The sequence below is a fragment of the Micromonospora sp. NPDC049275 genome, from assembly GCF_043197115.1.
Lineage (GTDB): Bacteria > Actinomycetota > Actinomycetes > Mycobacteriales > Micromonosporaceae > Micromonospora.
The window spans coordinates 762405-787509 of the sequence record NZ_JBICSN010000002.1 but is presented as its reverse complement, the minus strand read 5'-3'; the positions used below and the strand labels follow the sequence as shown (position 1 = coordinate 787509).

At 74.1% G+C, this 25105-nt stretch carries 24 protein-coding genes; 17 read left to right on the top strand and 7 right to left on the bottom strand.

Translation table 11 applies throughout. From position 1 onward, the window contains the following. Positions 1-95: 95 nt before the first annotated feature. From ACGFIE_RS09070 to ACGFIE_RS09030, 9 genes are all read left to right on the top strand, one after another. Positions 96-1145, top strand: a complete 1050-nt coding sequence (locus tag ACGFIE_RS09070; protein WP_393293206.1) for a zinc-binding alcohol dehydrogenase — start codon at positions 96-98, stop codon at positions 1143-1145. A 5-nt stretch (positions 1146-1150) separates the two neighbouring features. Further along, complete coding sequence (locus ACGFIE_RS09065) at positions 1151-2722, top strand: amidohydrolase (protein ID WP_393292663.1); 1572 nt, start codon at positions 1151-1153, stop codon at positions 2720-2722. Between the two features lie 34 nt (positions 2723-2756). Beyond that, positions 2757-4319 (top strand): lysine 5,6-aminomutase subunit alpha, encoded by a 1563-nt coding sequence (locus tag ACGFIE_RS09060; RefSeq protein ID WP_393292660.1) that lies wholly within the window; start codon positions 2757-2759, stop codon positions 4317-4319. Continuing rightward, complete coding sequence (locus ACGFIE_RS09055) at positions 4316-5095, top strand: OAM dimerization domain-containing protein (RefSeq protein WP_393292657.1); 780 nt, start codon at positions 4316-4318, stop codon at positions 5093-5095. Before ACGFIE_RS09060 ends, ACGFIE_RS09055 begins: the two co-directional genes overlap by 4 nt. Then, positions 5092-5484 carry a hotdog domain-containing protein gene (locus ACGFIE_RS09050; protein ID WP_393292654.1) on the top strand — a complete coding sequence of 131 codons (393 nt, stop codon included), beginning with the start codon at positions 5092-5094 and terminating at the stop codon, positions 5482-5484. Before ACGFIE_RS09055 ends, ACGFIE_RS09050 begins: the two co-directional genes overlap by 4 nt. Next, positions 5481-6818 (top strand): glutamate mutase L, encoded by a 1338-nt coding sequence (locus tag ACGFIE_RS09045; protein ID WP_393292652.1) that lies wholly within the window; start codon positions 5481-5483, stop codon positions 6816-6818. The genes ACGFIE_RS09050 and ACGFIE_RS09045 overlap by 4 nt, the downstream gene beginning before the upstream one ends. 492 nt (positions 6819-7310) lie before the next feature. Continuing rightward, positions 7311-8921, top strand: a complete 1611-nt coding sequence (lnt, locus tag ACGFIE_RS09040) for an apolipoprotein N-acyltransferase (RefSeq protein ID WP_393293205.1) — start codon at positions 7311-7313, stop codon at positions 8919-8921. 34 nt (positions 8922-8955) lie between these two features. Next, a complete protein-coding gene (locus tag ACGFIE_RS09035) occupies positions 8956-9765 on the top strand; it encodes a polyprenol monophosphomannose synthase (RefSeq protein WP_363686082.1) in 810 nt (269 codons plus the stop codon). A 66-nt stretch (positions 9766-9831) separates the two neighbouring features. After that, the gene (locus tag ACGFIE_RS09030) at positions 9832-10356 is read left to right on the top strand and encodes an FxsA family protein (RefSeq protein ID WP_393292650.1); all 525 of its coding nucleotides are present in this window, start codon (positions 9832-9834) and stop codon (positions 10354-10356) included. A 65-nt stretch (positions 10357-10421) separates the two neighbouring features. On the opposite strand, the gene ACGFIE_RS09025 is transcribed toward ACGFIE_RS09030, so the two are convergent. The 3 genes from ACGFIE_RS09025 to ACGFIE_RS09015 form a co-directional block, all read right to left on the bottom strand. Next, on the bottom strand, positions 10422-10763 hold the full coding sequence (locus ACGFIE_RS09025; protein WP_046564157.1) for an RNA polymerase-binding protein RbpA: 342 nt from the start codon (positions 10761-10763) through the stop codon (positions 10422-10424). 188 nt (positions 10764-10951) lie between these two features. Beyond that, a complete protein-coding gene (locus ACGFIE_RS09020) occupies positions 10952-12139 on the bottom strand; it encodes a hypothetical protein (protein WP_393292647.1) in 1188 nt (395 codons plus the stop codon). A 26-nt stretch (positions 12140-12165) separates the two neighbouring features. Next, a complete protein-coding gene (locus tag ACGFIE_RS09015; protein WP_393292645.1) occupies positions 12166-13515 on the bottom strand; it encodes an MFS transporter in 1350 nt (449 codons plus the stop codon). A 57-nt stretch (positions 13516-13572) separates the two neighbouring features. On the opposite strand from ACGFIE_RS09015, the gene ACGFIE_RS09010 reads away from it, so the two are divergent. From ACGFIE_RS09010 to ACGFIE_RS09000, 3 genes are read left to right on the top strand one after another with little or no spacing between them, the layout of a single operon-like run. Next, on the top strand, positions 13573-14220 hold the full coding sequence (locus ACGFIE_RS09010; protein WP_393292643.1) for a TetR/AcrR family transcriptional regulator: 648 nt from the start codon (positions 13573-13575) through the stop codon (positions 14218-14220). A gap of 57 nt (positions 14221-14277) precedes the next feature. Beyond that, positions 14278-15603 carry a flavin-containing monooxygenase gene (locus ACGFIE_RS09005; RefSeq protein ID WP_393292641.1) on the top strand — a complete coding sequence of 442 codons (1326 nt, stop codon included), beginning with the start codon at positions 14278-14280 and terminating at the stop codon, positions 15601-15603. Then, a complete protein-coding gene (locus tag ACGFIE_RS09000) occupies positions 15600-16418 on the top strand; it encodes an SDR family NAD(P)-dependent oxidoreductase (protein ID WP_393292639.1) in 819 nt (272 codons plus the stop codon). Before ACGFIE_RS09005 ends, ACGFIE_RS09000 begins: the two co-directional genes overlap by 4 nt. Positions 16419-16427: 9 nt before the next feature. Here ACGFIE_RS09000 and ACGFIE_RS08995 read toward each other — a convergent pair whose 3' ends face one another. Then, positions 16428-17078, bottom strand: coding sequence for a LysE family translocator (locus ACGFIE_RS08995; protein ID WP_393292637.1), 651 nt, complete (start codon positions 17076-17078; stop codon positions 16428-16430). 214 nt (positions 17079-17292) lie between these two features. Here ACGFIE_RS08995 and ACGFIE_RS08990 point away from each other — a divergent pair, with 214 nt between their 5' ends. Both ACGFIE_RS08990 and ACGFIE_RS08985 read left to right on the top strand, forming a co-directional pair. Then, entirely contained in the window at positions 17293-17778 is a 486-nt protein-coding gene (locus tag ACGFIE_RS08990; RefSeq protein WP_393292635.1) for a DUF1992 domain-containing protein, read from the top strand. Positions 17779-17830: 52 nt separating this feature from the next. Next, positions 17831-18367, top strand: coding sequence for a GNAT family N-acetyltransferase (locus ACGFIE_RS08985; protein ID WP_393292633.1), 537 nt, complete (start codon positions 17831-17833; stop codon positions 18365-18367). Between the two features lie 3 nt (positions 18368-18370). On the opposite strand, the gene ACGFIE_RS08980 is transcribed toward ACGFIE_RS08985, so the two are convergent. From ACGFIE_RS08980 to ACGFIE_RS08970, 3 genes are all read right to left on the bottom strand, one after another. After that, entirely contained in the window at positions 18371-18946 is a 576-nt protein-coding gene (locus tag ACGFIE_RS08980; RefSeq protein WP_393292631.1) for a maleylpyruvate isomerase N-terminal domain-containing protein, read from the bottom strand. Between the two features lie 75 nt (positions 18947-19021). Next, positions 19022-19498: a hypothetical protein gene (locus tag ACGFIE_RS08975; RefSeq protein ID WP_393292629.1), complete on the bottom strand. Its 477-nt coding sequence runs from the start codon at positions 19496-19498 to the stop codon at positions 19022-19024. 165 nt (positions 19499-19663) lie between these two features. Further along, the gene (locus ACGFIE_RS08970; protein WP_393292627.1) at positions 19664-20527 is read right to left on the bottom strand and encodes an NmrA family NAD(P)-binding protein; all 864 of its coding nucleotides are present in this window, start codon (positions 20525-20527) and stop codon (positions 19664-19666) included. A gap of 83 nt (positions 20528-20610) precedes the next feature. On the opposite strand from ACGFIE_RS08970, the gene ACGFIE_RS08965 reads away from it, so the two are divergent. The 3 genes from ACGFIE_RS08965 to ACGFIE_RS08955 all read left to right on the top strand — a co-directional run bounded on the left by ACGFIE_RS08965 (position 20611) and on the right by ACGFIE_RS08955 (position 25015). Beyond that, positions 20611-21339: a TetR/AcrR family transcriptional regulator gene (locus ACGFIE_RS08965; RefSeq protein ID WP_393292625.1), complete on the top strand. Its 729-nt coding sequence runs from the start codon at positions 20611-20613 to the stop codon at positions 21337-21339. Between the two features lie 254 nt (positions 21340-21593). Beyond that, entirely contained in the window at positions 21594-23036 is a 1443-nt protein-coding gene (gene rox, locus ACGFIE_RS08960) for a rifampin monooxygenase (RefSeq protein WP_393293204.1), read from the top strand. 77 nt (positions 23037-23113) lie between these two features. Continuing rightward, positions 23114-25015, top strand: coding sequence for a S9 family peptidase (locus tag ACGFIE_RS08955; protein ID WP_393292623.1), 1902 nt, complete (start codon positions 23114-23116; stop codon positions 25013-25015). Positions 25016-25105: the final 90 nt, after the last annotated feature.

Here is a 25105-nt window from a genome sequence, read left to right as displayed (position 1 = left end):
GGTACAGAAACTAGTCTGCCGTAAGTTTTCCCGTTACGCGAGCCCTGGCCGGGGCTTCGAGCGGCTGGACAGGGGAGGTCGGCGTGACGTCACCGGTGGGGCTGCATCGCGTCGTGCAACCGGCGGGGGTGCTGCCGCAGGCGGCGTGGCGGCTGGACGCGTCCGCCGCGATCGCGCCGAACGAGGTGCGGATCCGGGTGCAGCGGCTGAACCTGGACGCGGCGAGTTTCCGGCAGTTGTCGGAGAAGCACGGCGGCGACGGGGACGCCGTACGCGCCGAGGTGCTGGAGATCATCTCCACGCGGGGGAAGATGCAGAACCCGGTGACCGGCTCCGGCGGGATGCTGATCGGCACTGTCGAGGAGGCTGGTCGGCGGTCCCCGCTCGGGCTCAGGGCGGGGGAGCGGGTCGCCACCCTTGTGTCGTTGACGCTGACGCCGCTGGTGATCACCGACGGGTTGGCCCGGTGGGACGGGCGCAGCGAGCAGGTGCCGTGCGACGGGTGGGCGATCCTGTTCGCGCGGTCCATCGCCGCGGTGCTGCCCGACGACGAGGATCCGCAGTTGTCCCTCGCCGTGCTGGACGTGTGCGGGGCGCCGGCGCTGACGACGCGGGTGGTGTCGCGCTACGTCGAGGAGCGCCGGCGTACCGGTGATCCGACGCCGGTGCGGGTCGCGGTGATCGGCGGGGCCGGCAAGAGCGGGTCGCTGTCCCTCGCCGCGGCGCGGCGGGCGGGCGCCGCGCGTACCGTCGGGGTGGTTCCGGTGGCGGCGGAGCGCGACGCGCTGACGGCCGCCGGCCTGGCGTCGGTGGTGGCGTTGGCCGACGCCCGTGACCCGGTCGGGTTGTCCACGGCGGTGACCACCGCGCTGGGCGCCCCGGCGGACGTGACTGTGGTGTGCGTCGACGTGCCGGGGTGTGAGCACGGCGCGGTGCTGGCCACCGCGGACGGCGGCACGGTGATCTTCTTCTCGATGGCGACGAGCTTCTCCGCGGCGGCGTTGGGCGCGGAGGGGTTGGCAGCGGACGTGACGATGCTGGTCGGAAACGGGTACGTGCCGGGGCACGCGGAGTTGGCGTTGGCGCTGCTGCGGGCCGAACCGGGAGTGCGTCAGCTGTTCGCGGCGCGGGTCGCGGCAGACTGAGAGTCATGACGAACCCCTCGACGTTGTACCGCGGCGGCGTGCTGCACTGCCCCGCCGACCCGAGCGCCACCGCGCTGCTGGTGTCCGGTGGGCGGATCACCTGGTTGGGCGTCGACGGTGACGCGCCGCCGGCAGACCGGGTGGTGGACCTGGGCGGGGCGCTGGTGACGCCGGCGTTCGTCGACGCGCACGTGCACGTCACCGACACCGGGTTGGCGTTGTCCGGGCTGGACCTGTCCGGGGTGCGCTCGGCGGGGCAGTTGCTCGACGCGGTGGCCGGGTTCGCGGCGGGGCTGCCGGCGGACGCGGTGGTGCTGGGGCACGGCTGGGACGAGTCGGGTTGGTCGGATGCGACGTTGCCGGACGCGGCGGCGTTGGACCGGGCCGCCGGTGGCCGGCGGGTGTACCTGTCGCAGGCGTCGATCCACTCGGCGTTGGTGTCGTCGGCGTTGCTGGCGGCGTCCCCGCAGGTGGCGCGGGCCGCCGGGTACGACGCGTCGGGCTGGTTGCGGCGCGACGCGCACCACGTGGTGCGGGCGGCGGCGCAGGGGTCGGTGACGCGGGCGCAGCGGGTCGCCGCGCAGCGGGTCGCTCTCGCGCACGCGGCGTCGTTGGGTATCGCGGCGGTGCACGAGTGCGGCGGCCCGGAGATCTCCGACGAGGAGGACTTCACCGGCCTGCTGGGCATCTCCGGGGCGGGGTTGCCGGAGGTGTACGGGTACTGGGGTGAGCTCGGTGGCGCGGCGCGTGCCCGGGAGTTGGGCGCGGTGGGCGCCGGCGGGGACCTGTTCGCCGACGGGGCGTTGGGGTCGCGTACGGCGCACGTGTCGCAGCCGTACGGCGACGGTGACGGCGACGGCTGCGGGCACGGGTACCTGTCGGCGGAGCAGGTGCGCGATCACCTGCTGGACTGCGCGACGCACGGCCTGCAGGGCGGGTTCCACGCCATCGGGGACGCGGCGATCGGCACCGTGCTGGACGGGTTCGCGGCGGCGGCGGCGACGCTGGGCGTGGAGCGGCTGCGCGCGGCACGGCACCGCATCGAGCACGCGGAGATCATGAATAAGTTGATGATCGCGCGGTTCGTGGAGTACGGGATCGTGGCGAGCATGCAGCCGGCGTTCGACAGGTTGTGGGGCGGCGCGGGCCGGATGTACGAGGCGCGGCTGGGGTTGCAGCGGTCGTTGGAGTCGAATCCGATGGGCGCGATGCACTCGGTGGGTGTGGCGTTGGCGTTCGGGTCGGATTCGCCGGTGACGCCGCTGGACCCGTGGGGGTCGGTACGGGCGGCGGCGTCGCACCACAACCCGACGCAGCGGATGGGTGTGCGTTCGGCGTTCGCCGCGCACACCCGGGGTGGGTGGCGGGCGGTGCACCTGGACGTCGAGGGCGTCCTGGCGCTGGGTGCGCCGGCGACGTTCGCGGTGTGGTCCACGCCGGCCGGGGTGGAACGGGGCCTGCCGGTGCTGCTGGCCGAGGACCCGGAGCTGCGCGGTCCGCAGGACCCGACGCCGCTGCCTGTGTGCCGGCGGTTGGTGCTGCGCGGTGAGGTCATCTACGAGGAGGGGTCGCCGTGAGCGAGCGTGTGAACGATGTGGCGGAGGCGACGGCGTGACCGGCAAGCTTGATCTTGATCCGGTGTTGGTGGCACGGGCGCGGGAGTTGGCGCGCCGCGCCGGGCAGCCGGTTGTCGACCTGGCGCGCAGCCACACGACGGTGTCGGTGGAGCGGGCGGTGCTGCGGCTGGCCGGGGTGAGCGGCGCCGACCCGGACGGTATTCCGTGGGTGAACCGGCTCGTGGACGCGGTCGTCGCGGACGTGGGGTTGGGGCACGGGGTGGCGGTGCCGGTGTTCGACGCCCTGGCCCGCGAGGGGATCACCGATGTGACGTTGCTGGCGCAGAAGGCCGCCGCCGGGTCGGTGCGGTTCGCGCTGCCCAGCGGCCGGGCCGCGACGGCCGCCCGGTCGGCGGCGCGCAAGGCGGTCGGCGCGGGGATCCGGCGCATCGACAGGCGGCGCGCGGAACGCGACCGGCTCGTCAAACGGCACGGTGACCCGTCGCAGCGGCCGTGGATCTACCTGATCGTGGCGACGGGTGACATCTACGAGGACATCCCGCAGGCGCAGGCCGCCGCCCGCGCCGGCGCGGACGTCATCGCGGTGATCCGCTCCACCGGGCAGTCGCTGCTGGACTACGTGCCCGAGGGCGCGACCCGCGAGGGGTTCGCCGGCACGTACGCCACGCAGGAGAACTTCCGCCTGATGCGGGCGGCCCTCGACGACTCGTCGAAGGAGTTGGGCCGCTACGTGCGGTTGACGAACTACGCGTCGGGCCTGTGCATGCCGGAGATGGCGACCCTGGCCGGGCTGGAACGGCTCGACATGATGCTCAACGACTCGATGTACGGGATCCTGTTCCGCGACATCAACCCGATCCGTACGTTCGTCGACCAGCGGTTCTCGCGGCAGGTCCACGCCCGCGCGGGGATCATCATCAACACCGGTGAGGACAACTACCTGACCACCGCCGACGCGGTCGACGAGGCGCACACGGTGACGGTGTCGCAGCTGCTCAACGAGTTCTTCGCGCACGAGGCGGGCCTCGCGGACTGGCAGCTGGGCCTGGGGCACGCGTTCGAGATCAACCCGGAGGTGCCGGAGTCGTTCCGGCTGGAGTTGGCCCACGCGCTGCTGGCCCGGGAGCTGTTCCCCGACGCGCCACTGAAGTGGATGCCGCCGACGAAACATATGACCGGTGACGTGTTCCGGGGCAACCTGCTCGACGGGTTCTTCAACCTGGCGGGCGCGCTGACCGGTCAGGGCATCCTGCTGGTGGGGATGATGACCGAGGCGGTGGTGACGCCGTGGCTGTCCGACCGCGACATCGCGCTGCAGAACGTGCGCTACGTCCTCGGCGCGGCCGGTGGGCTGCACGAGGACTTCGTGCCCGCGCCGGGCGGGCTCATCCGCCGCCGCGCCAACCAGGTCCTCGGTGAGGCCCTGGACCTGTTGGAGCGCATCGGCGAGCAGACGCTGCTCACGGCCATCGCGCAGGGCACGTTCGGGATCATGAAGCGGCCCGCGGACCGCGGCAAGGGCCTGTCCGGGGTCGCCGCGCACGAGGCCGACTACTGCAACCCGGCCACCGACATCCTGGAAGGGCCGGCCGCATGAGCGCCGTCGAGACCGGCGCCACCGGCGCCGAGAAGAAGATCGTGCGGCCGTACGGGGACACCACCGGCGACGGGATGGTGCAGGTGTCGTTCACCCTGCCGGTGGCGCACGACAAGCGGGCCGAGGGCGCGGCGGTGCAGTTGGCCAACAAGATGGGCATCGACCCGGCGATGGTGGTGCACGCCAAGGGCATGGGCGACGGGTTCACGTTCTTCGTCGTCTACGGGCGGGTCAACCACCTGGTCGACGTGGGCGCGGTGCAGGTGGTGGAACGTGACTTCGCGCTGCTGAGCGCCAAGGAGGTCAACACGGTGGTCAAGCAGCGGCTGCGGCGCAAACTGTCAGTGGTCGGGGCGTGCATCGGCACCGACGCGCACACCGTGGGCATCGACGCGATCCTCAACGTCAAGGGCATCGCGGGGGAGAAGGGCCTGGAGTACTACCGGGAGTTGAAGGTCACCAACCTGGGCGCGCAGGTGAGCGTGCCCGAGCTGGTGGAGGCGGCGAGGGTGGAGAAGGCCGACGCGGTGCTCGTGTCGCAGGTCGTCACCCAACGTGACGCGCACCTGCACAACACGCGGGAGATGTCCGCGGCGTTCCGGGAGGCGATGCCGGCGGGCCGCCGGCCCCTGTTGATCGTCGGCGGTCCCCGCTTCGACGAGTCGATGACCGACGAGTTGGGCGTGGACCGGATCTTCGGTCGCGGGACCACGCCCGGCGAGGTGGCCAGCTACCTCGTGCACGCCCTGATCACGCAGCGGAAGGCGAACGCATGACCGACACCAGGCTCGGGTTGACGGTGACGCACCGGCGGTACGTGCCGTACTCGCACGCCCACTACGCCGGCAACCTCGTCGACGGGGCGTACGCCCTGGGACTGTTCGGCGACGTCGCCACCGAGGTGTGCATCCGCACCGACGGCGACGAGGGCCTGTTCGCCGGCTACTCCGACGTGCGGTTCACCGCGCCGATCCACGCCGGCGACGTGGTGGAGGTGACCGCCCAGGTGTCGCGGGTCGGCAGTCGCAGCCGCACCCTGGAGTTGAGCTGCGCGGTCGTGTGCCGGGGCCGCCCGGACCGCTCCGCTTCCGCCGCCGAGGTCCTCGACCCGCCGATCGTGGCGGTCACCGCGACCGGCACCGTGGTCGTCCCCGCCGCGTCGTGACCCTGGCGGTCTGCGCGGACGTCGGCTCCACGTACACCAAGGCGGCAGTGGTGGACCTGGCCGCCGGTGTGCTGGTCGGCGCGGCGGCCGCGCCCACCACGGTGGGCAGCGACGTGCTGCACGGCCTGGACGCCGCCGTCGCGGCGGCCACCGCCGGGCTCGGGGTCCGCGACGTGCCGTGGTACGTCTGCTCGTCGGCCGGTGGTGGGCTGCGACTGGCGGTGCTCGGCTACGAGGCCCTCGTCACCGCGCAGGCGGGCCGGCGGGTCGGGTTGTCCGCCGGCGCGCACGTGGTGCACGTCGCGGCCGGGCGGCTCGGCGCGGCCGACCTGACGGCGTTGCGGGCGGCCCGGCCGGACGTGGTGCTGCTCGTCGGCGGCACCGACGGCGGCGACGCCGACACGATCACCCACAACGCGACACGCCTGGCCCGCGCCCGCTGGCGGGTGCCTGTGGTGTACGCGGGCAACGCCGACGTGCGCGCGGACCTGACCGGGCTGCTGGAGGCCGCCGGGGTGCCGGTCACCGGGGCGGACAACGTGCTGCCGCGCATCGGGGTGCTCGCCCCGGCGTCGGCGCGCGCGGCCATCCGCGCGGTGTTCCTGCGCCATGTCATCGGCGGCAAACGACTGTCGAAGGGCACCCGGTTCGCGCGGCTGGTGCGAGCCGCCACGCCCGACGCGGTCCTCACCGGCGTCGAGGTGCTCGCCGACACCCTCGGCGGGGACCTCGCCGTCGTCGACGTGGGCGGGGCCACCACCGACGTGTACTCCGTGCTCACGCCCGACGAGCGGGCCACCGGGCCGGGTCGGGAGGTCGCCGGCAGCCTGTGGCGGGCCCGCACCGTCGAGGGCGACCTGGGCATGCGGTGGAGCGCCCCCGGCGTGGTGCGCGCCGCCGTCGAGGAGCGGCTGCTCACCGCCGGCGAGGCCGACGACCTGAGCGCCGCCGCCGACCGGCGCGCCGCCGACCCGGCGTTCCTGGCCGGCGACGACGCCGAGCGGGCCGTGGACCGGCGCATCGCCACCCTCGCCGCGACTGTCGCGCTGCGCCGGCACGCCCGGGGCGCCGCCACCGGCGAGCGGGCCGGACGGGACCTGCGCGACGTACGGCTGCTGGTGGGCTCCGGTGGGGTGTTGCGGCACGCCCCACGCCCCGCGTCCGGGCAGGTCCTGGCGGCGGTCCTGGCCGATCATGCGGGCGGGTGGGCGCTGCCGCGCGCCGCCCGCGCGGTCGTCGACGCCGACTACGTGCTGGCCGCCGGTGGGTTGCTCGCCGACGAGCACCGCACGGCCGCGGGGGCGCTGCTGCGCCACCACCTGGGCACGCAGTGAGACACGCCGACCCGACACGCCGTGGCGCAACACACGACAGGCCGGGGGTGGGTTGACAGGAGACGGGGTGCAGCACGTACCGTCTTTGAGTCCTACCACGGGAAGCGGCTGTTGTTCGCTTCGTCCCTTCGTCCGCTGGCCGAGCGACATTTTTGAGCGTCATCGTCGCGGCGGCCAGGTCCAGCGGGCGGGGGTCGGCGGGGCGGCGCGAACCGGTCGCGGTTACCGGTGTACGGGCAGGGTGAGGTGCACGGCCAGTAGACAACGGCCCGGCGGGGGCAGCCAGTCCACCGCCTGGTCGGTCCGAAGGTCGGCGTGCCGCATCCTCGCCGCACCGGCCGGGGAGGGCCTGGGAGCATCGGGGCGCGGCGCGAGCCGCGCCCCGATTTCATGCCCCCCGGGCGGTGCGTCCCCGGCAGCCCGACACGGTCGACGTGCCCGCCGGCCAGGTAGCCTTCGCCAGGTGATCGAGGAAACACTGCGGTGACGACGCTGGACCGGGACGAGACCCACGCGCCGGCGGCTTCACCGAACCCGGTGCCCGTGGGCCGTCCGCTGCCGCTGAAACTCGCCGCGCCGATGGCCGTCGCCGCCGGGCTGGCCCTGCTGCTGGCGTTCCCGCCGTACGGGGTGTGGCCGCTCGCGCCCGTCGGCGTGGCGCTGCTGGCCGCCGCCGCGCACCGGCGACGGTTACGCGCCGGCGCCGGCGTGGGCTTCCTCACCGGGGTGGCCCTGTTCGCGCCGCTGCTGGCCTGGACGAACCTGCACACCGGCTACCTGCCGTGGGTGCTGCTGTCGCTGCTGCAGGCCGGCTACCTGGCGCTGCTCGGTGTCGCCACCGCCTGGGTGTCCCCGCTGGCCGACCGTGGCCGCTGGCAGTGGCCGGCGCTGACCGGCCTGCTGTGGGTCGGGCAGGAGGCGCTGCGCGACCGCACCCCCTTCGGCGGGTTCCCGTGGGGTCGGCTCGCGTTCACCCAGGACGACTCGCCGCTGCTGCGCCTGGCCTCGCTCGGCGGCGCGCCGCTCGTCACCTTCGCCGTGGCCCTCGCCGGTGGCCTGCTCGTCACCGCCGCCTGGCGGGGCTGGACGGCCCGCCGCGACGCCCGGCCGGACTGGTGGCTGGCGGCGGCCGCGCCGGCCGCCGTGGTCGTGGCGGTGGGCGCGGTGAGCGTCCTGACGCCCGTGGCCACCGCCGGCGGCGGCGACGCCGTCACCGTCGCGATCGTGCAGGGCAACGTGCCGCGCCTCGGGCTGGACTTCAACGCCCAACGCCAGGCGGTGCTCAACAACCACGTCGACGCCACCCTGGAGCTGGCCGCGCGGGTCGCCTCCGGCGCGCAACGCCAACCCGACCTGGTGGTGTGGCCGGAGAACTCCAGCGACATCGACCCGCTGCGCAACCCCACCGCCGGCGCCCGCATCTCGCAGGCCGCCGACGCGATCCGCGCGCCGATCCTGGTCGGCGCGGTGCTGCTCGGCCCCGGCCCCGGGCAGGTCCGCAACGCGGGCATCCTGTGGCGACCCGACACGGGCGCGGACATGGCGCAGCTCTACACCAAACGCCACCCGGTGCCGTTCGCCGAGTACGTGCCGCTGCGCGACATCGCCCGCCAGGTCAGCGACCAGGTCGACCTGATCCGCAACGACTTCGTGCCCGGCAGCACCCCGGGCGTGGTACGCGCCGGCCCGGCCGTGCTCGGCGACGTCATCTGCTTCGAGGTCGCCTACGACGAGGTGGTCCGCGACACCGTCACCGGCGGCGCGCAACTGCTCGTGGTGCAGACCAACAACGCGACCTTCAACGCGGCCGAGGCCCGCCAGCAGTTGGCGATGGTGCGGCTGCGGGCCGTGGAGCACGGCCGACCGGCGTTGATGGCCTCCACGGTCGGGGTGTCCGGGTTCGTCGCCCCCGACGGGCGGGTAAGCGACGCCACCGGGTTCAACACCCGGGAGGTCGTGGTGCGGCAGCTCCGGCTCGACAGCGGGCGCACCCTCGCCACCCGCCTCGGTTGGTGGCCGGAGGTCGCTCTCGCCGGGCTGGCCGTGGCCGCCCTGGCCGGCGCCGGCGTGCTGCGCCGTCGCCAGCGGGTGGTGCCCGGATAGCAGCAGCCGGTACGCCGGCGGGAGCGGAGGAACCGTGATCCAGGCGACCGATACGATCCGGCGTCCGGACGAGGTGCCCGGCGTGGGCCGGGTGCTGGTGGTGATCCCCACCTACAACGAGGCCGACAACATCGCGGCGATCGTCGGCCGGGTCCGCCGGGCCGCCCCCGCCGTGCGGATCCTCGTCGCCGACGACAACAGCCCCGACGGCACCGGCGCGATCGCCGACGCCCTCGCCGACGGCGACGCGCACGTGCGGGTGCTGCACCGCGAGGGCAAACAGGGCCTGGGGGCTGCGTACCTGGCCGGGTTCGGGTGGGCACGTGAGCGTGGCTACCACGCGGTGGTGGAGATGGACGCCGACGGCTCACACGCCCCGGAGGACCTGCCGGCGCTGCTGAGCGCCGCCCGCGACGCCGACGTGGTGATCGGATCGCGGTGGACCAGCGGCGCGCGGGTGGTGAACTGGCCGCTGCGGCGGCTGCTGCTGTCGCGCTGCGGCAACCTGTACGCGCGTCTGGCGCTGGGGATGCCCGTGTCGGACGCCACCGGCGGGTACCGGGTGTACCGGATCAGCGCCCTGGACGCCATCGACCTGGGCTCGGTGTGCTCGCAGGGCTACTCGTTCCAGGTGGAGCTGTCGCGTCTCGCCCACCGGGCGGGGGTGCGGATCGTGGAGGTGCCGATCACGTTCGCCGAGCGGGAACACGGCGACAGCAAGATGAGCCCGCGCATCGTCGCCGAGGCGCTGTGGCGGATCACCCGCTGGGGTGTGCAGGATCGGCGCCAGGCCGTACGCCGGGGTCTGCACGGCACCCCCACGGGTCAGGTGCGGTGGCCGTGAGCGCGGCCGTGTCATGCTGGATGCGCGGTACGTGTCGGTGTGCCGCGGGATTGGCGATGAGGTGAGATGCGCCGAGGACTGAGGTTCGTGCCGGTCGCCCTGCTGCTGGCGGTGCTGCTGGAGTTGGCGGTGTTCGTCGCTGTGGGGCGGGCCGTGGGGTTCGGCGCGGCGGTGCTGCTGGTGTTCGCCGCGTCCCTGCTGGGGCTGGTGCTGCTGCGCCGCGAGGGAATGCGGGCCTGGCGGGGGTTCCGCACCGCCGCGCGGGCCGGGCAGCCACCGGGGCGGCAGGTGACCGACGGGCTCGTCGGGTTGGCCGGTGCCATGTTGCTGGCGGCACCCGGTCTGGTCAGCGGCCTGGTCGGGTTGTCGCTGATGGTGCCGCCGGTGCGTCGACTGGCCCGCTCCGGGGTGCAACGCGCCGCCGAGCGGCGGGTGTCGTCGATGGTCGCCGGTGACCTGTTCGGCCCACGTACGGTGCGGGTGCGCCAGGGCGCGCCGCAGCCGCCGCCGCGTCCGGAGCCGGAGCAGCCGGTGGTCGTCGACGGTGGCCGGGCCATCGAGGGTGAGATCGTGGAGCCCGGCCGCAACTGACGCCACGCACACACGACGGCGCCCCCGGGTCTTCCCGGGGGCGCCGTCGTGTGTGCGGGTGCGGCTCAGGCGCGGCCGCGGCGGGTCCGAACCTCCTGGAGGCGTTCGGCGAGGATGTCCTCGAGCTCGGCGATCGAGCGCCGCTCCAGCAGCATGTCCCAGTGGGTACGCGGCGGCTTGGCCTTCTTCTGCTCCGGCTCGCTGCCGTCGACGAGTCGGGCGACGCTGCCGTCGAACTTGCATTCCCAGGTCGTCGGGACCTCGGCGTCGACGGCGAACGGCACCTCGAACTGGTGGCCCTTGGCGCAGAGGTACTCGCGGGTCTGACGCGGCGCGAGCTCCGTGTTGCGGTCGGATTCGTAGCTGACCGCGCCGAGTCGGCTTCCGCGCAGCATACGCTCGCCCATGATCGACTTCCCCTCGTTCGTGGTGCTGGTCTTCTGGGTGTAACGGTGGGTTCCCGTCGCCCCATTCCCGCCCGAGGGCGTGAGGCGTCCACGGGTGAGCCGGCCCCAAGGGTAGCCGGCCGAAACGATGACGCCACGTCGGTGGCGTGTTGCGACTGCCACCGGGGATGTTAACCGCCCCGGCGCGGTCAAGGTTGCGCCGGCGTCGCACCCGGTTCGGAGGCGCCCGCCGCAGCAGGGGCAGCGGCGCCCAGCCGCGCCAGCGCCAACGCCAGGTCGCTGACCTGGTCGCCGAGCTGCGCCACCCGCCGCTGCGCCAGGTCACGGTCGGTCTCGGCGGCGTCGAGACGTACCGTCAGGGCGGTGAGCCGGCCCTCGGCGGTGGCCGCGGCCTGCCGAGCGGTGGTCAGGTCGGCGGCGAGGGCGTCGCGCTGTGCGGCCGTGGCGGTCAGCTCGGCGCGCAGCCGGACGGCCAGCTCGGCGACCTCCTGCCGCGCGTCGTCGGCTTCGGCGGCGGCGACCTGGGCGCGGTCGCGGGCCCGATCGGCCTGTTCCCGGGCCCGGGCCGCGTCGGCGGCCTCGGTGCGGGCCCGCGCGGCGTCGGCGCGGGCCTGGTCGATCTGGCGGCGCACGTCCTGCACCTCGGCCTGCCACCGGCCGGCCCGCTCGGTCGCCTCGGCGGCGGCCCGGGTGGCCCGCGCGGCGTCGGCGCGCGCCGCGTCCCGCTCGACGCTCAGGTCGACCGCGCGCTGCCGCTCGGTGTCGCGCTCCGAGCGCAGGTCACGCACCTCGGCGCGGGCCTGGTCCCGGTCGCGTTCGGCCTGGGCGCGCAGTGCCTCGGCGGCGCTGACGTCGTGGCGGGCCTGATCGCGGGCGGTCTCGGCGCGCTGCGCCCGCTCGTCGGCCGCCGTGGCCTGCCGTGCCGCCTGCTCGGCGCGCTGGCGGGCGTCGTCGGCCTCGACGCGCGCGCCGCGCGCCTGCTCACGGGCGCGCGTCGCCTCGGCGACCGCGGTCTCGGCGTCGTCGCGGGCCTCGTCGCGTTCGGTCTGCGCCGCCGCGATCTCGGCGGCGGTCTCCGCGCGAACCTGGGCGACCTGCCGCTGCACACCCACCGGCGACAGTTCGGCGTGCAACGCCTCGGTCAACGTCTCGACGATCTGGTCGAGACGGTCCACCGCCTCCCAGGTGCGGGCCACCTGACCGGGCAGGCCGGGAGCGTTGCGGTGGCGCATCCGACTGTTGCGCGAGGCGCGCTGGCAGGCACCGTCGTTGTCGCGGCAGTAGCGGAAGGGGCGGCCCGCGCCGACACGCTGCGGCACCGGTGATCCACAGTGGGCGCACGGGCGGGTTTCGGTGGGGGTGAGCGGGGCGTCCATCGAGGGCGAAGTCTAGTGCCGGCCGCTCAGCTCGCCGCCCGGGCGGTCGTGTCCAGGGTGTAGCGGCGCTGCAGCAGCAGCGCCGCGAGCATCGCCGCCGCCGGCAGCAGCCCGAAGCCGTAGCGGACCGCCGCGAGCGCCGCGTCGGGCTGCGTCGGCGACTCACCCGCCGTCGACGCCACGAAACCGCCCACGGCCAGGCACAGGGCGTACACGTACGGGCCCAGGGCCGCGCCGAGGGCCTCGGTGGCCGTCCACACCCCGGTGTAGGTGCCGGCGCCGGTCGCGGCGGACGCGCGGATGACGTCGGGCAGCATCGAGAACGGCAACAGCTGCATGCCGGCGAACGCCACCCCGAGCACCGCCACCGCGGCCACCAGCACCGGCAGACCGGCCGGGCGGCCCACCGCCAGCACCAGCGACCCGAGCGCGAACGCGCCCTGCGCGCCGAGCAGCGCCCGTTGCTTGCCGACGCGGCGGGCCAGCAGCAACCACCCGGGCGTGACCAGCAGCGCCGGAGCGACGAACGCGGCCACCAGCACCGTGGTCAGGCCGGGGGCGCGCAGCTCGTACTCGGCGTAGTAGGGCACCCCGGCGAGGACCAGGTGGGTGGTCGTGGACATGGCCAGGTACGCGGCGACCAGCCAGCGGAACTGCCTGTCACGCAGGGCGGTGCGCAGCGTCCGCCACCCGCCGTGCCCCGCCGTCGTGGCGCCCGCCGCGGCGCCGCGCAGCCGGGCGGTGCCGGCGACGCCGACGAGCATGGCGGCCAGCATCCCGACGGCCAGGACCGCACCCATCCGCTGGTAGCCGCCGCGGCTCGCCGCGTCGCCGCCGGTCAGCAGCGGGGCCACCAGCCCGGAGGCCAGGATGCCGAGGGTCAGCACGACCATCCGGAACGCCATCAGCCGGGTGCGTTCGTCGTAGCCGATGCGCAGGTCGGCCGGGGTGGCCAGGTAGGGGACCTGGTAGGCGGCGAACAGCAGGTTGCCGGCGACGAAGAACACCGCCACCCACGCGGCGGCAGGCGCGCCGGTCAGAGAACCGGGCACCGCGAAGAGCGCGGCGAACGCCACCGGCAGGGCGCAGCCCAGCAGCAGCAGCCGACGCCTGTCGCCCCGGCGGGCCTGCTCGACGTCGGCGCGGTGCCCCACCCACGGGTGCAGCAGCACGTCGGCGACCTTCGGCAGCAGCAGGGCGAGGCCGGCCAGCCACGGCCCGACCGCCAGCACGTCGGTGAGGAAGTAGAGCAGCAGCAGGCCGGGCACTGTCACCCAGACACCCATGCCGAGCGAGCCGGCCGCGAAGCCGGCCAGAGGACCGCGGGGCAGTGTCGCGTCGGTGGCGGCCGCGGGCCGCCGGTCGAGCCCGGTCATCGCCCCATCCTCTCCGCAATCCAACAGTTGCTGGATTCTAGGGGCACAATGGCGGCCATGACCATGCCCCGACGCCGTCCGGGTCGGCCCCGCCGCGACGAGACCCGACCGACACGCGAGGTGGTGCTCACCGCCGCCACCGCGCTGTTCGCCGAGCGCGGTTTCGACGCCGTCGGGCTGCGGGAGGTCGCCGCCGCCGCCGGGGTGGACGTCGCCACGGTCGCCCACCACACGGGTACGAAGGCGGCGCTCTACGAGGCGTGCTTCGCGCGGGTGTTCGCCGTCGAGCGGGAGGTCCTCACCGCCGCCGCCGAGCGGGCCCGTACCGCCCTCGACGCCGGCCCGGACGCGGCGCGGCGGGCCCTGCACGACCTGGTCGACGTGTTCGTCGACTTCCTGCAGGACCACCCCGAGACCACCGCGCTGTGGCTGCGCCGCTGGTTGGAGCCGCAGCGGCACGCCGAGCTGGACCAGCGCTACGCCGAGCCGCTCTACCGGCTGGTGGCGGATCTGCTGACCACCGCGGCCGCGGCCGGCGCCCTCGCCGAGCCGTCCCCGCACATCACCGTGCGCAGCCTGGTCTGGGCGACACACGGGCACGTCGTGGCCTTGGCAGCGGGCGCGCCGGGCGCCCGGGAGCGGCGCGAGTTCCGGGCGTTCGTGCACCGCCTCCTCGACGGGCTGTACGGACCAGCGGCCCCTTGACGGGCCGCCCTCACCCGACGATTATCCATCGGACGTTGGATTAGGTGGGGGGCGGCGATGCGGGCACGACCCAGGGTGGCGGTGATCGGCGCCGGCGCGGCCGGACTCGCCGCCGTCAAGGCACTGCGCGACGCCGCCGTCGCGGTGGTCTGCTTCGAGGCAGCCGACCAGGTCGGCGGCCTCTGGGTGTACGGGGCGCCCGACTCGCCCGCGTACCGCACGCTGCACCTGAACACCAGCCGGGGCCGCACCGAGTTCGCCGACCACCCGATGCCCGCCGACTGGCCGGACTACCCGGACCACACGCGCGTCGCCGGCTACCTGGCCGACTACGCCGACCGGTTCGGGCTGCGCGACGACATCCGCCTGCGGCACACGGTCGAGCGGGTCACCCGCAAACCCGACGGCACCTGGACGGTCGCCGCCACCGGGCCGGACGGGCCGGTCGAGGTCACCGTCGAGGCAGTGGTCGTCGCCAACGGCCACAACCGGGTGCCCCGGCTGCCCAGCCCGCCGTACCCGGGCGCCAGCACCGCCGAGCAGCTGCACAGCCACGACTACCGGGGTCCCGAGCAGTTGGCCGGCAAACGCGTCCTGGTCGTCGGCGGCGGGAACTCCGCGATGGACATCGCCGTGGACGCCTCGTACACCGCCGAGCGCACCCTGCTGTCGCTGCGCCGGGGCGTGTGGGTGGTGCCCAAGTATCTGCTGGGCCGCCCGTCGGACACGCTCAACGGCGCGCTGGCCCGCCGGCTGCCGTGGCGGCTGCGCCAGCGCATCAGCCAGACGATGCTCACCGCCACCGTCGGCAGCCCCGCCCGCTACGGGCTCCCCGCGCCGACGCACGGCTTTCTCCAGGACCATCCGACGCTCTCCGACGGGCTGCTGTCCCGACTGACCCACGGCGACATCGAGGCGCGCCCCGGCGTCGCCGCCCTCGACGGCGACCGCGTCGAGTTCACCGACGGTCGCGCCGAGCACGTCGACCTGATCGTCTGGTGCACCGGGTACCGGGTGGAGATCTCCTTCCTCGACCCCGAGCTGCTCGGCGGCGGCGCCGACACCCTCCCGCTGTACCGGCACGTGTTCCACCCCGAGGCCCCCGGCCTGACGTTCGTCGGGCTGATGCAGTCCACCGGATCCGCGTTCCCCCTGGTCGAGGCGCAGGCCAAGCTGATCGCCGCGCAGCTCGTCGGCCGGTACACGCTGCCCGAGCCGGACCGGCAGCGGGCAGTCTGCCGCGCCGAACTGCGGGCGGCGACGGCCCGCTGGGGTCAACGCCGACCGGCGATGCGTGTGGACTTCGACGCCTACCTGGCCGAGCTGACCCGGGAACTGACCTCGGGCGCCCGCCGCGCCACGGCGGCCGGAGCGGGCCGATGACGCACCTGATCGGCCGGCGGGTCCTCGTCACGGGCGCCAGCGGCACGTTCGGCCGGCATCTCGGCGCCGCGCTGCACGCCGCGGGCGCCCGGGTGGTGGGGCTGGACCTGCACGCGCGAGGAGACGTCGACAGGCCGGTGCTCGCCTGCGACCTGACCGATCCCGCGGCCGTACCCACGGCGGTACGCGCCGCCGTCGACCACCTCGGCGGCCTCGACCTGCTGATCAACAACGCCGGCGTCGGTGGCCCCGCCCCGGCCGAGCTGCCGCCCGACGAGGTGGTCCGCCAGCAGTTGGAGGTCAACCTGCTCGCCGCGTGGCGGACCACCGCCGCCGCGCTGCCCCCACTGCTCGCCACGCGCGGCCGGGTGATCTTCGTGGCCAGCCGGATGGCGGTGCTGCCGCTGCCGCTCGCCGCCGCGTACGGGGTCAGCAAGCGGGCCCTCGTCGCGTACGCCGACGCGCTGCGCCACGAGGTGGGCACCCACGTCGGGGTGAGCGTCGTCTACCCGAGCATGGTGGCCTCGCCGATCCACGACAGCACCGCCGAGGCCGGCCTGTCCCTGCGCGGGGTGTCCCGCCCGGAGCCCGTCGAGGGTGTCGTCGCCGCGATCCTGCGCGCCGCCACCGCCCGGCGGGCGCCCCGGGATGTGGCGACCACCCGACGTGGCCGGCTGGAGATGGCCGTCGGCCGGCACGCGCCCGCGCTGGCCGACCGGCTGGTACGCCGTACCCTCGCCGCCCGGCTCGCCGCCGGTGACCTGGACGCCGCGCCGCTGGCCGCGGCGATGCTCCGCCGCCACCGGGGACGGTGACCGGCCGGGTCAGGGCGCGGCGACCGCCGCGCGGGACCGGTCGGTGGCGATGCGGACGGCAAGCGCCGCCAGGGCCGTCCCGGTCACCCAGCGCTGTACCCGCAGCCATACCGGCCGGCGGGCGAAGAACCCGGCCAGCGCCCCCGCGCTGAGCACGATAAGCGTGTTGACGCTCAGCGCGACGGCGATCTGGGTCAGGCCGAGCAGGAGGCTCTGCGTGGCGACATGCCCCCGCGTCGGGTCGACGAACTGCGGCAGCAGCGACACGTACAGGACGGCGATCTTCGGGTTGAGCAGGTTGGTGACCAGGCCCATCGTGAACAGCCGCCGTGGCGGGTCAGGTGGCAGCGGCGCGGGCGTGAACGGTGACCCGCCGCCCGGGCGCAACGTGCGCCACGCCAACCACAGCAGGTAACCGGCGCCGGCCAGCTTCACCACCGCGTACAGCGTCGGGACCAGGACGAACACGGCGGCCAGGCCGGCGACCGCCGTGGCCAGGTAGACGCCGAACCCGGCGGCCACCCCGAGCAGCGAGATCAGCCCGGCGCGGCGGCCCTGCGCCACCGAGCGGGAGACCAGGTAGACCATGTTCGGGCCGGGCGTGAGCACCAGCCCCAACGCCACCAGCGCGACACCCAGCAGCGCACCCGTGCCGATCATGACGTTGCCCCCGTTCGCCGTCGCCTGGATCGAACCTAGGCGGACCGACCGCCCCGACCCAGGACCACTCGATAGATGGTGGCCTGGAATTCGGCCACGCGGGCGGAAACCACCTCGGCGGGAATGGTCAGCGGCGTGCGGGCGCTGACCCGGGGCGAGCGCGTGTCGCCGGCCGGAGGCGGCGCGTTACGGTGGCCAGGGGAGGTGCCGCAGGGTGACCGAGGCGTGGGACGCGGCCGTGGAGGCGCAGATCCGGGGAGCCGTGCAACGCGGCGAGTTCGACAACCTGCCCGGCATGGGCAAGCCGATCCCCGGGCGCGGAATGCCGTACGACGAGTCGTGGTGGATCAAGAGTTTCCTGGAGCGCGAGAAGCTGCCCAGCGACCTGATGTTGCCCACCCCGCTGCAACTGCGCCGGCGCATCGAGCAGGTCCCCGACGAGGTCCGCGACCTTCCCACCGAGCAGTCCGTGCGGGACTTCGTGGGGCAGCTCAACACGCAGATCGTCGCCTGGCTGCGTAACCCCGAGGGGCCCCGGGTGGCCGTCCGGCCGGTGAACGCCGACGAGGTCGTCCGTCGCTGGCGTGCCGAGCGGGCCCCCGCCGCAGCCGCGCCACCCGCGGCCGAGCCGGCTACCGTCGTCGCCGCGGCCCCACGGGCCCGACGTGGCTGGTGGCCGCGGTGGCTGCGCCGACGCTGATCCGCGCCCGCCGGGGCACCACGGTCGGCTACCGCGACGGCACACTTGACGGATGTTGATCGTGGCACGCACGTCGGAAACCGTCCCCGGACTCGTCCTGCGCCAGTGGTGCGGGGACGACCTCGACGCGCTGCTGGCCGCGTACCGGGATCCGGTGCTGCGCCGCTGGACCCGCATCCCGGTGACCGACGCCGCCGAGGGCCGGCGGTGGCTGGACCAGGCGCGACAGGACTGGGACGACGGCCGGCGATATAGCCTCGCCGTCGTCGAGGACGACGTGGACGGCCCGCGGCTGGTGGCGAACGTGGCGCTCAAGGGTGTCGCGCCCGGGCAGCCGACAGCCGAGGTGGGCTACTGGACGGCGGCGTGGGCGCGCGGTCGAGGGGTCGCCCCACGGGCTGTCACCGCGCTCGGCGAGTGGGCGTTCGACCGGTTTCCCGGACTGACCCGGCTCGACCTGCTGCACCAGGTGGACAATGTGGCGTCCTGCCGGGTGGCGCAGAAGAGCGGTTACGTCTTCCAGGAGGTGCTGCCGGCCCGGCCGCCCTTTCCGCTCGACGGTCACCGGCACTCCCGCGCCGCCGCCTAGCGGTCAGTCGACTGCGGCGCGCCAATGCCAGGACGTGCGCCGCTCCCGGCCGGGCAGGTCGCCGCGACCGGTCATCCACCGCAGCACGTCGGGTGCGGGGCCGGAGGGGGCGTCCGGGAAGAGACGCCGCAGCACCAACGCGCTCAGCCGGACCGGCGGCTGCCACGGCACGCCGAGCCCCCGGGTGATGTCGTCGGTGTGCAGCAGCGTCTCGGCCACCCCCATGGCGGCGAAGCCGGCCGGGTCGCAGGGCCCGAAGTGCCATGCCCGCGCGTCCGGCGCGGCCGCGTCGACCGCGACGGCGAGCAGCCCGGCGCAGGCCCGCACCACGGTGAGGGCCTGCGCCGGACTCGCGGTGGGGGAGACCCGCAGGTCGTACGGCAGGTAGCCGTCCCCCGGAAGGCCACTGACCTGACCGGCGTACGCGAGCAGGTCGTGCGCGATGTGCGCGGCGGTCGTCCAGCAGCTCCAGGTGAGCGTGCCGGCGGGCACCGACCAGTCACGCTCGCGGTGCGGATGGAGCACCCGTGTCGTCTCGTCGGCCGCCTCGAGCAGGTCGGTGCCGGTCACCGTTGACATCGCTCGACCCTCGCAGTGCCGATCGGCCGGCGCAACCGAGATCGCCGTCCGGCCGCCGCCACTCTCCGCGACCCACTACGGCCGCGAGCCGGTCGGGTCGTCGGCGTCGAAGTCGCGTACGGCGGCGCGGATGGCCTCGCCGTACGCGTCGTCCGGCAGGTGCGTCAGGTACTGGCGGGCTTCGGCCAGGTGCTTGCGGGCCTGGGCGGCGTTGCCCAGGCGCCGGTGACAGTCGGCCAGATTGAGATGCAGCGACGGCAGGAAAGCCTGGACCTGGAGCGAGGCCAGGTACCGCTGGGCGCGGTCGTCGGTCAGATCGGACACGGCGGCCAGGGCGCGCTCGTCCCACCGCAGCTCCGCGTCGAGAGTGTCCTGCAGATCGGCGAGGTAGTGGGCGAGAGCGCAGCGGTGGAAGGCGTCGCCGCCCGCGCCGATCTCGTCCCACAGGGCGGTGAGAGCGGTGCGGGCGTGGACCTTCTGCCCCGATCGGCCGAGCTGCACCGCCTCACCGATGCGGATCATGGTCGGGTCGGGTGCCGGCTGGTCTTTCATGGCGCAGATGCTCGGGCCTCGACCCGGTCGAGGGTCAACCCGCCGTGGAGGGTGCTCGCCGGCCGCGCGCCACAGTCGACACTCGTCCGCGTCCGCGTCCGCGTCCGGGACGAGGGCTCGCTGCCCCGACACTGGTCCGGCACGAGGATCTCGCCTTCTGGCGCGTCACCGGCGGGCGACGATGGCCTCGAGCACCGAGCGGGCGGACGTCGGGGGGTGACCGAGGAGGGCCTCCAGGGTCGGGTCGGTGACGTCGAACTCTCCCCGTCGCGCCGCGCGGTACAGGCCGAGGGTGAAGTCGGCGGCCGCGGCCGGCATGCCTCCCTCGATGGCGCCCGCCCGCCACTCCTCGTCGGCGGCGACGACGCGTCTGATGCCGCGGCCCGTGATGTCGGTCAGCAGGGCGGCCACCGCCTCGAGGTCGAGGGCCTCGGACGCGGTCAGGGCAGGCGTGATGCCGTCGAGGACGCCATGGTCGGTCAGGGCGATCGCCGCCGCCTCGGCCAGGTCGACGTGTGCGGTCCACGACACGGGGCCGTCCGCGGGCGCGACGAGCTGGCCGGTCTCGAGCGCCGCGCCGATGGAGTAGCTGAGTGTGCTCGCGTAGAAGCCGTTGCGCAGGGCGGTGAAGGGGACGCCCAGCCCGGCCAGGTGCTCCTCGGTCTCGGCGTGCGTGAGCTGGGCGGGGAACAGCGAATGCCGGGAGGCGGCCTGGTGGCTGGTGTAGAGGATGCGCGTGGCCCCGGCGGCGTGGGCGGCGTCGATGGCGGCGCGGTTGGCGACGACCGCGCCGGGGCCGCGGATGGCGGCGGAGACGATGAGGATCGTGTCGGCGCCCTCGAAGGCGTGCGCCAACGTCGCGGCGTCGGTGAAGTCGCCGGCGCGGACGCGGACGCCACGGTGGGCGAGGCTGGTGGCCTTGTCGACGTCGCGCACACTCACGGCCACTCCGCTGGCGGGGACCCGCTCGAGCAGCCGGTCGACGATCAGGGAGCCGAGCTGGCCGGTGGCCCCGGTTACGACGATCATGAAAACTCCCTCGTTAGCAACGATATCGCTGGGACGTTAGCAGTGATAATACGAAGATAACAAGATGCTGTTAGCATCGGTTCATGGTGGGGGCGCAGGAATCGGCATCCCGGGACGACGTCCGGGCCGGCATCATCGCGGCAGCCGCACGGGTGCTGCGCGAGAGCGGGGCGGACGCGGTGACCACGCGCGCCGTCGCCCAGGCGGCCAGCGTGCAGGCGCCCACCATCTACCGCCTGTTCGGTGACAAGGACGGCCTCATCGACGCCGTCGCCGAACACGTCATGGCCACCTACGTCAGCGACAAGTCGGCAAGCGCGCGCGAGGCGACGGATGATCCCATCGCCGACCTGCGCTCCGGATGGCGGACGCACATCGGGTTCGGCCTGGCGAACCCCGAGCTGTACGCGCTCATGGCCACGCGTGGGCGCGGCAGGCCCTCACCGGCGACGCTCGCGGGGATCGAGGTGCTGCGTGCCCGGGTGCGGCGGCTCGCCACGGCCGGCCTGCTGCGTGTCGACGAGCAGCGGGCGCTCATGATGATTCACGCCGCGGGCAACGGAACCATTCTCGCCCTGCTGGGGACACCCGACGACGAGCGCGACAACGGTCTGGCCGACGCCATGTTCGACGCCGTCCTCGGCGGCATCGTCGCGGATGCTCCGGCGACACCCGACACGGCCACGAACGCGGTGACGGTGACCTTCACGACGGTCCTTCCCGAACTTCCCGGGCTCACCGACGCCGAACGCACGCTGATGGGCGAATGGCTGCACCGCTCGTTGACCCACTCCCCGCACCGGGGCGAATAAAGCAGTGGACGGGTCGCCGAGCGGGCTTGTAGCGTCCTGCTGACCGTGACACCGCCCGAGGAGGTGAGACCCATGACCGTCGTATCGAAGTGGGTGCTCCCCCCTGCCGTCACGGCCGGGCGACTGACGTAGGTGTCGCCGGGAGCGCCTCGCCACCGTGGCACTCCCGAAGGGCAACACCTGTGCACTCTCCACGACACACCACCGCGCAGCCGTCGAACGACGTCGCCGAACTCCCGTCCCCGGCCACCGGCATCGCCGACGGGCCCCCCGCGTTCGACGTGATCATTGCCGGCTGCGGGCCGACCGGCGCGATGCTGGCCGCCGAACTGCGGTTACACGACGTACGGGTCCTCGTGCTGGAGAGGGAGACCGAGCCCGTCTCGTTCGTCCGGATCGTCGGCCTGCACATCCGCAGCCTCGAGCTCCTGGCGATGCGCGGGCTGCTGGATCGCGTCCTTGCGCACGGTCGGCGACGTCCGGCCGCCGGATTCTTCGCCGCCATCGCCAAACCCGCACCCAAGGGCCTGGACTCCGCGTACGCCTATCTGCTGGGCATCCCGCAGCCGGTCATCGTCCGCCTGCTCGAAGACCACGCGATCGAGCGGGGCGCGCAGGTCCGCCGCGGTTGCGCGGTCGTCGGCGTCGAGCAGGCCGCGGAGGGGGTGACCGTCGAGCTGGCCGACGGGGAACGGCTGCGGTCGCGTTACCTCGTCGGCTGTGACGGCGGGCGCAGCACGGTACGCAAGCTCCTGGGCGTCGGCTTCCCCGGCGAGCCCACGCGCAGGCAGACGCTGATGGGCGAGATGAAAGTGGGTGTGCCCTCCGAGGAGGTCGCCGCCCGGGTGGCCGAGATCCGCGAAACCCAGCACCCGTTCTGGATGCGGCCGTTCGGCAGTGACGTCTACAGCGTCGTGGTCCCGGCGGCGGGAGTCAGCGACCGCGCGGAACCGCCCACCCTCGACGATTTCCGGCAGCAGTTGCGGGCCGTCGCGGGGACCGACTTCGGCGTGCACTCCCCGCGCTGGATGTCCCGCTTCGGCGACGCCACCCGGCTGGCGGAACGCTATCGGGTCGGGCGGGTGCTGCTGGCCGGCGACGCGGCGCACATCCATCCACCCATCGGCGGGCAGGGCCTCAACCTGGGTGTGCAGGACGCGTTCAACCTCGGCTGGAAACTGGCCGCGCAGGTCCGCGGTTGGGCGCCGGAGACACTGCTGGACACCTACCAGGCCGAACGTCATCCGGTCGCCGCGGACGTGCTGGACAACACCCGCGCCCAGACCGTACTGCTGTCCGACGAGCCGGGCGCGCGGGCGCTGCGCCTGCTGTTCGCCGAACTGATGGACTTCGACGAGGTGAACCGCCATCTGATCGAGAAGATCGCCGGGACCGGCATCCGCTACGACCTGGGCGCGGGCCCCGACCTGCTCGGCCGCCGCCTGCGCGACATCGAGGTGCGACAGGGCCACCTCTACGGCCTGCTGCATCGCGGACGCGGCCTGCTGCTGGACCGCACCGGACGCCTGACCGTCGGTGGCTGGTCGGATCGGGTCGACCACCTCGCGGATCACACGGCGGCACTTGACGTTCCGGGCGTCCTGGTACGCCCCGACGGCCATGTCGCCTGGATCGGCGACGACCAGCGGGACCTGGACGACCACCTCTCCCGCTGGTTCGGCGAGCCCGCTCGGTGAGGGCGGGGGAGCGGACCGGGAAGGCGTACGAGCCCCGGTCCGCTCCCCTGTCCGGCCGATGCTGGCAGACTGCCGGCGTGACAGGTCTGAGCGCCGAGCACGTGGTCGATGGTCGTGATCCGCGGTCCCCGGTGCTCGCCCCGAACGGCCGCCTGGTCTGCCACGTCCTGGCGCCCCTCAGCCGCACCGGTGACCACCTCGACACCGAACTGTGGCTCGTCGACCCCGATGGCGCCCTCGCGTCGCGCCGGGCGACAGGTGACACCGCGACCGAGTCCCGTCCACGCTGGTCGGCCGACTCGCGGACGCTGTTCTTCCTGTCCGACCGCGCCGATCGCGGTGTCCCACAGCTGCACGGGCTCACCCTCGCCGACGGCACGATCACCGCGTTGACCCACTGGCGCGTCGGCGTCCTCGATCACCTGCCGCTCACCGACCCCACCCGGGTCGCCCTGCTCGCCGAGGACGAACCCAGCGAGCGGGATGCGCGCCGCGCCCGGGACCGCGACGACGCCATTGTCGTCGGCGCGCGCGAACCGCGGGTCCGGCTGCGCCTGCTCGACCTGCGCACCGGCCGGGTCACCACCCCGACGGTGTTCGGCGACCGGCACGTCGTGGAACTACGGCAACGTCCCGACGGCGGCCCGGTTGCCGTGCTCACCTGGGCCAGCGCCGACAACGACCACGGTCCGCGTACCGGCCAACTGCACCTGTTCGACCTCGGGACCGAGACTGTGGAGAATCTCGGACCGGTCGAGGTCGACGCGCGATCACTGGCCTGGTGGCGGGGCGAGGACGGCTGGCACCTCGGTTACCTCGCGCTCACCCCGCCGGTCCTGCACGCCGGCACTGCGGTGTTCGACCTGGCCGTGGAGAGCCGCGTCCTGCGCAACCGCACCGCTGGTCTACCGATGTGCCCCACCGAACTCTGCCAGACCGACGCCGCCCCGCTGGTGGTGTTCGCCGACGGACTGAACACGACGCTGGCCCGGCTCGGTCCCACCGACCTCACCGCCCTGGCGCAGCACCCGGGACGCCTCGACAATCTCACCACCACCCCCGCCGGCGACCAGGTGGCCGTCCTCACCGGCACCCGCCATGAACCCTCGAATGTTCACGTCGGGCCGCCGGCCGGGCCGCTACGCAGAATCACCAACACCCGCCCGGAACTGGACGGCGTCGCCCTCGGCACGCAACGACCGCTGGCCTACCGGGCCACCGACGGCCTCGACCTGGACGGCCTGCTCGTGCTGCCGGTCGGACGAACCGCGTCGGAAGGCCCGTTCCCGCTGGTCACGATCGTGCACGGCGGCCCGTATGAGCGCTACGCCGATCGTTGCCAGTTGTTCTGGTTCCCCAGCGCGCAGTGGCTGGCCGCCGCCGGATACGCGGTGTTGCTGCCCAACCCGCGCGGCGGCCAGGGCCATGGCCACCAGTTCGCCGCCAGTGTCGCCGGCCGGGTCGGACAGGAGGAGTGGACCGACATCCTGACCGGTATCGACCTGCTCGTGGCCGACGGCATCGCCGACCCCGACCGGCTGGGCATCGCTGGCTGGAGCCACGGCGGTTTCATGTCCGCCTGGGCCGTCGGGCAGACCGATCGCTTCCGTGCCGCGCTGGTCGGCGCCGGCGTCATCGACTGGGGCATGCTCGCCGCGACCGGGGAGAACGGCCAGTTCGAAGCCGCGCTCGGCGGCAGCACCGGCTGGTCCGGCATCGGTCCACACCCGCATGACGCGGTCAGCCCGATCTCCTTCGCCAGCCAGATCCGCACTCCGGTGCTCATCCTGCACGGCGCCGAGGACACCAACGTCCCCCTCGGGCAGGCCGTGTACCTGCACCGGGCGCTGCGTCACTTCGACGTCGAGCACGAGTTCGTGATCTACCCGAGAGAGGGTCACACGATCCGGGAACGTCACCACCAACTCGACGTCCTGCGCCGGACCCGCGCCTGGTTCGATCGCTGGCTCCAACCCTGACCGCGTGAGCCAGACGTACGCGGCGGCGATTGGCAGGGCGCAGCGCGCGGACGACTCGACGCGGTCCACGATGGCCGGGATCGCCGCCTC

Excerpts from the sequence above, each read along its gene's own strand:
- ACGFIE_RS09055 (WP_393292657.1), top strand. The coding sequence starts at position 4,316 with ATGAGCGCCGTCGAGACCGGCGCCACCGGCGCCGAGAAGAAGATCGTG.
- ACGFIE_RS08980 (WP_393292631.1), bottom strand. The coding sequence starts at position 18,946 with ATGTCAACGGTGACCGGCACCGACCTGCTCGAGGCGGCCGACGAGACG.
- ACGFIE_RS09030 (WP_393292650.1), top strand. The coding sequence starts at position 9,832 with ATGCGCCGAGGACTGAGGTTCGTGCCGGTCGCCCTGCTGCTGGCGGTG.
- ACGFIE_RS08985 (WP_393292633.1), top strand. The coding sequence starts at position 17,831 with ATGTTGATCGTGGCACGCACGTCGGAAACCGTCCCCGGACTCGTCCTG.
- ACGFIE_RS09000 (WP_393292639.1), top strand. The coding sequence starts at position 15,600 with ATGACGCACCTGATCGGCCGGCGGGTCCTCGTCACGGGCGCCAGCGGC.
- ACGFIE_RS08975 (WP_393292629.1), bottom strand. The coding sequence starts at position 19,498 with ATGAAAGACCAGCCGGCACCCGACCCGACCATGATCCGCATCGGTGAG.
- ACGFIE_RS09025 (WP_046564157.1), bottom strand. The coding sequence starts at position 10,763 with ATGGGCGAGCGTATGCTGCGCGGAAGCCGACTCGGCGCGGTCAGCTAC.
- ACGFIE_RS09015 (WP_393292645.1), bottom strand. The coding sequence starts at position 13,515 with ATGACCGGGCTCGACCGGCGGCCCGCGGCCGCCACCGACGCGACACTG.
- ACGFIE_RS09005 (WP_393292641.1), top strand. The coding sequence starts at position 14,278 with ATGCGGGCACGACCCAGGGTGGCGGTGATCGGCGCCGGCGCGGCCGGA.
- ACGFIE_RS09050 (WP_393292654.1), top strand. The coding sequence starts at position 5,092 with ATGACCGACACCAGGCTCGGGTTGACGGTGACGCACCGGCGGTACGTG.
- ACGFIE_RS09020 (WP_393292647.1), bottom strand. The coding sequence starts at position 12,139 with ATGGACGCCCCGCTCACCCCCACCGAAACCCGCCCGTGCGCCCACTGT.
- ACGFIE_RS08970 (WP_393292627.1), bottom strand. The coding sequence starts at position 20,527 with ATGATCGTCGTAACCGGGGCCACCGGCCAGCTCGGCTCCCTGATCGTC.
- ACGFIE_RS08995 (WP_393292637.1), bottom strand. The coding sequence starts at position 17,078 with ATGATCGGCACGGGTGCGCTGCTGGGTGTCGCGCTGGTGGCGTTGGGG.
- ACGFIE_RS09065 (WP_393292663.1), top strand. The coding sequence starts at position 1,151 with ATGACGAACCCCTCGACGTTGTACCGCGGCGGCGTGCTGCACTGCCCC.
- ACGFIE_RS09010 (WP_393292643.1), top strand. The coding sequence starts at position 13,573 with ATGACCATGCCCCGACGCCGTCCGGGTCGGCCCCGCCGCGACGAGACC.
- ACGFIE_RS08965 (WP_393292625.1), top strand. The coding sequence starts at position 20,611 with ATGGTGGGGGCGCAGGAATCGGCATCCCGGGACGACGTCCGGGCCGGC.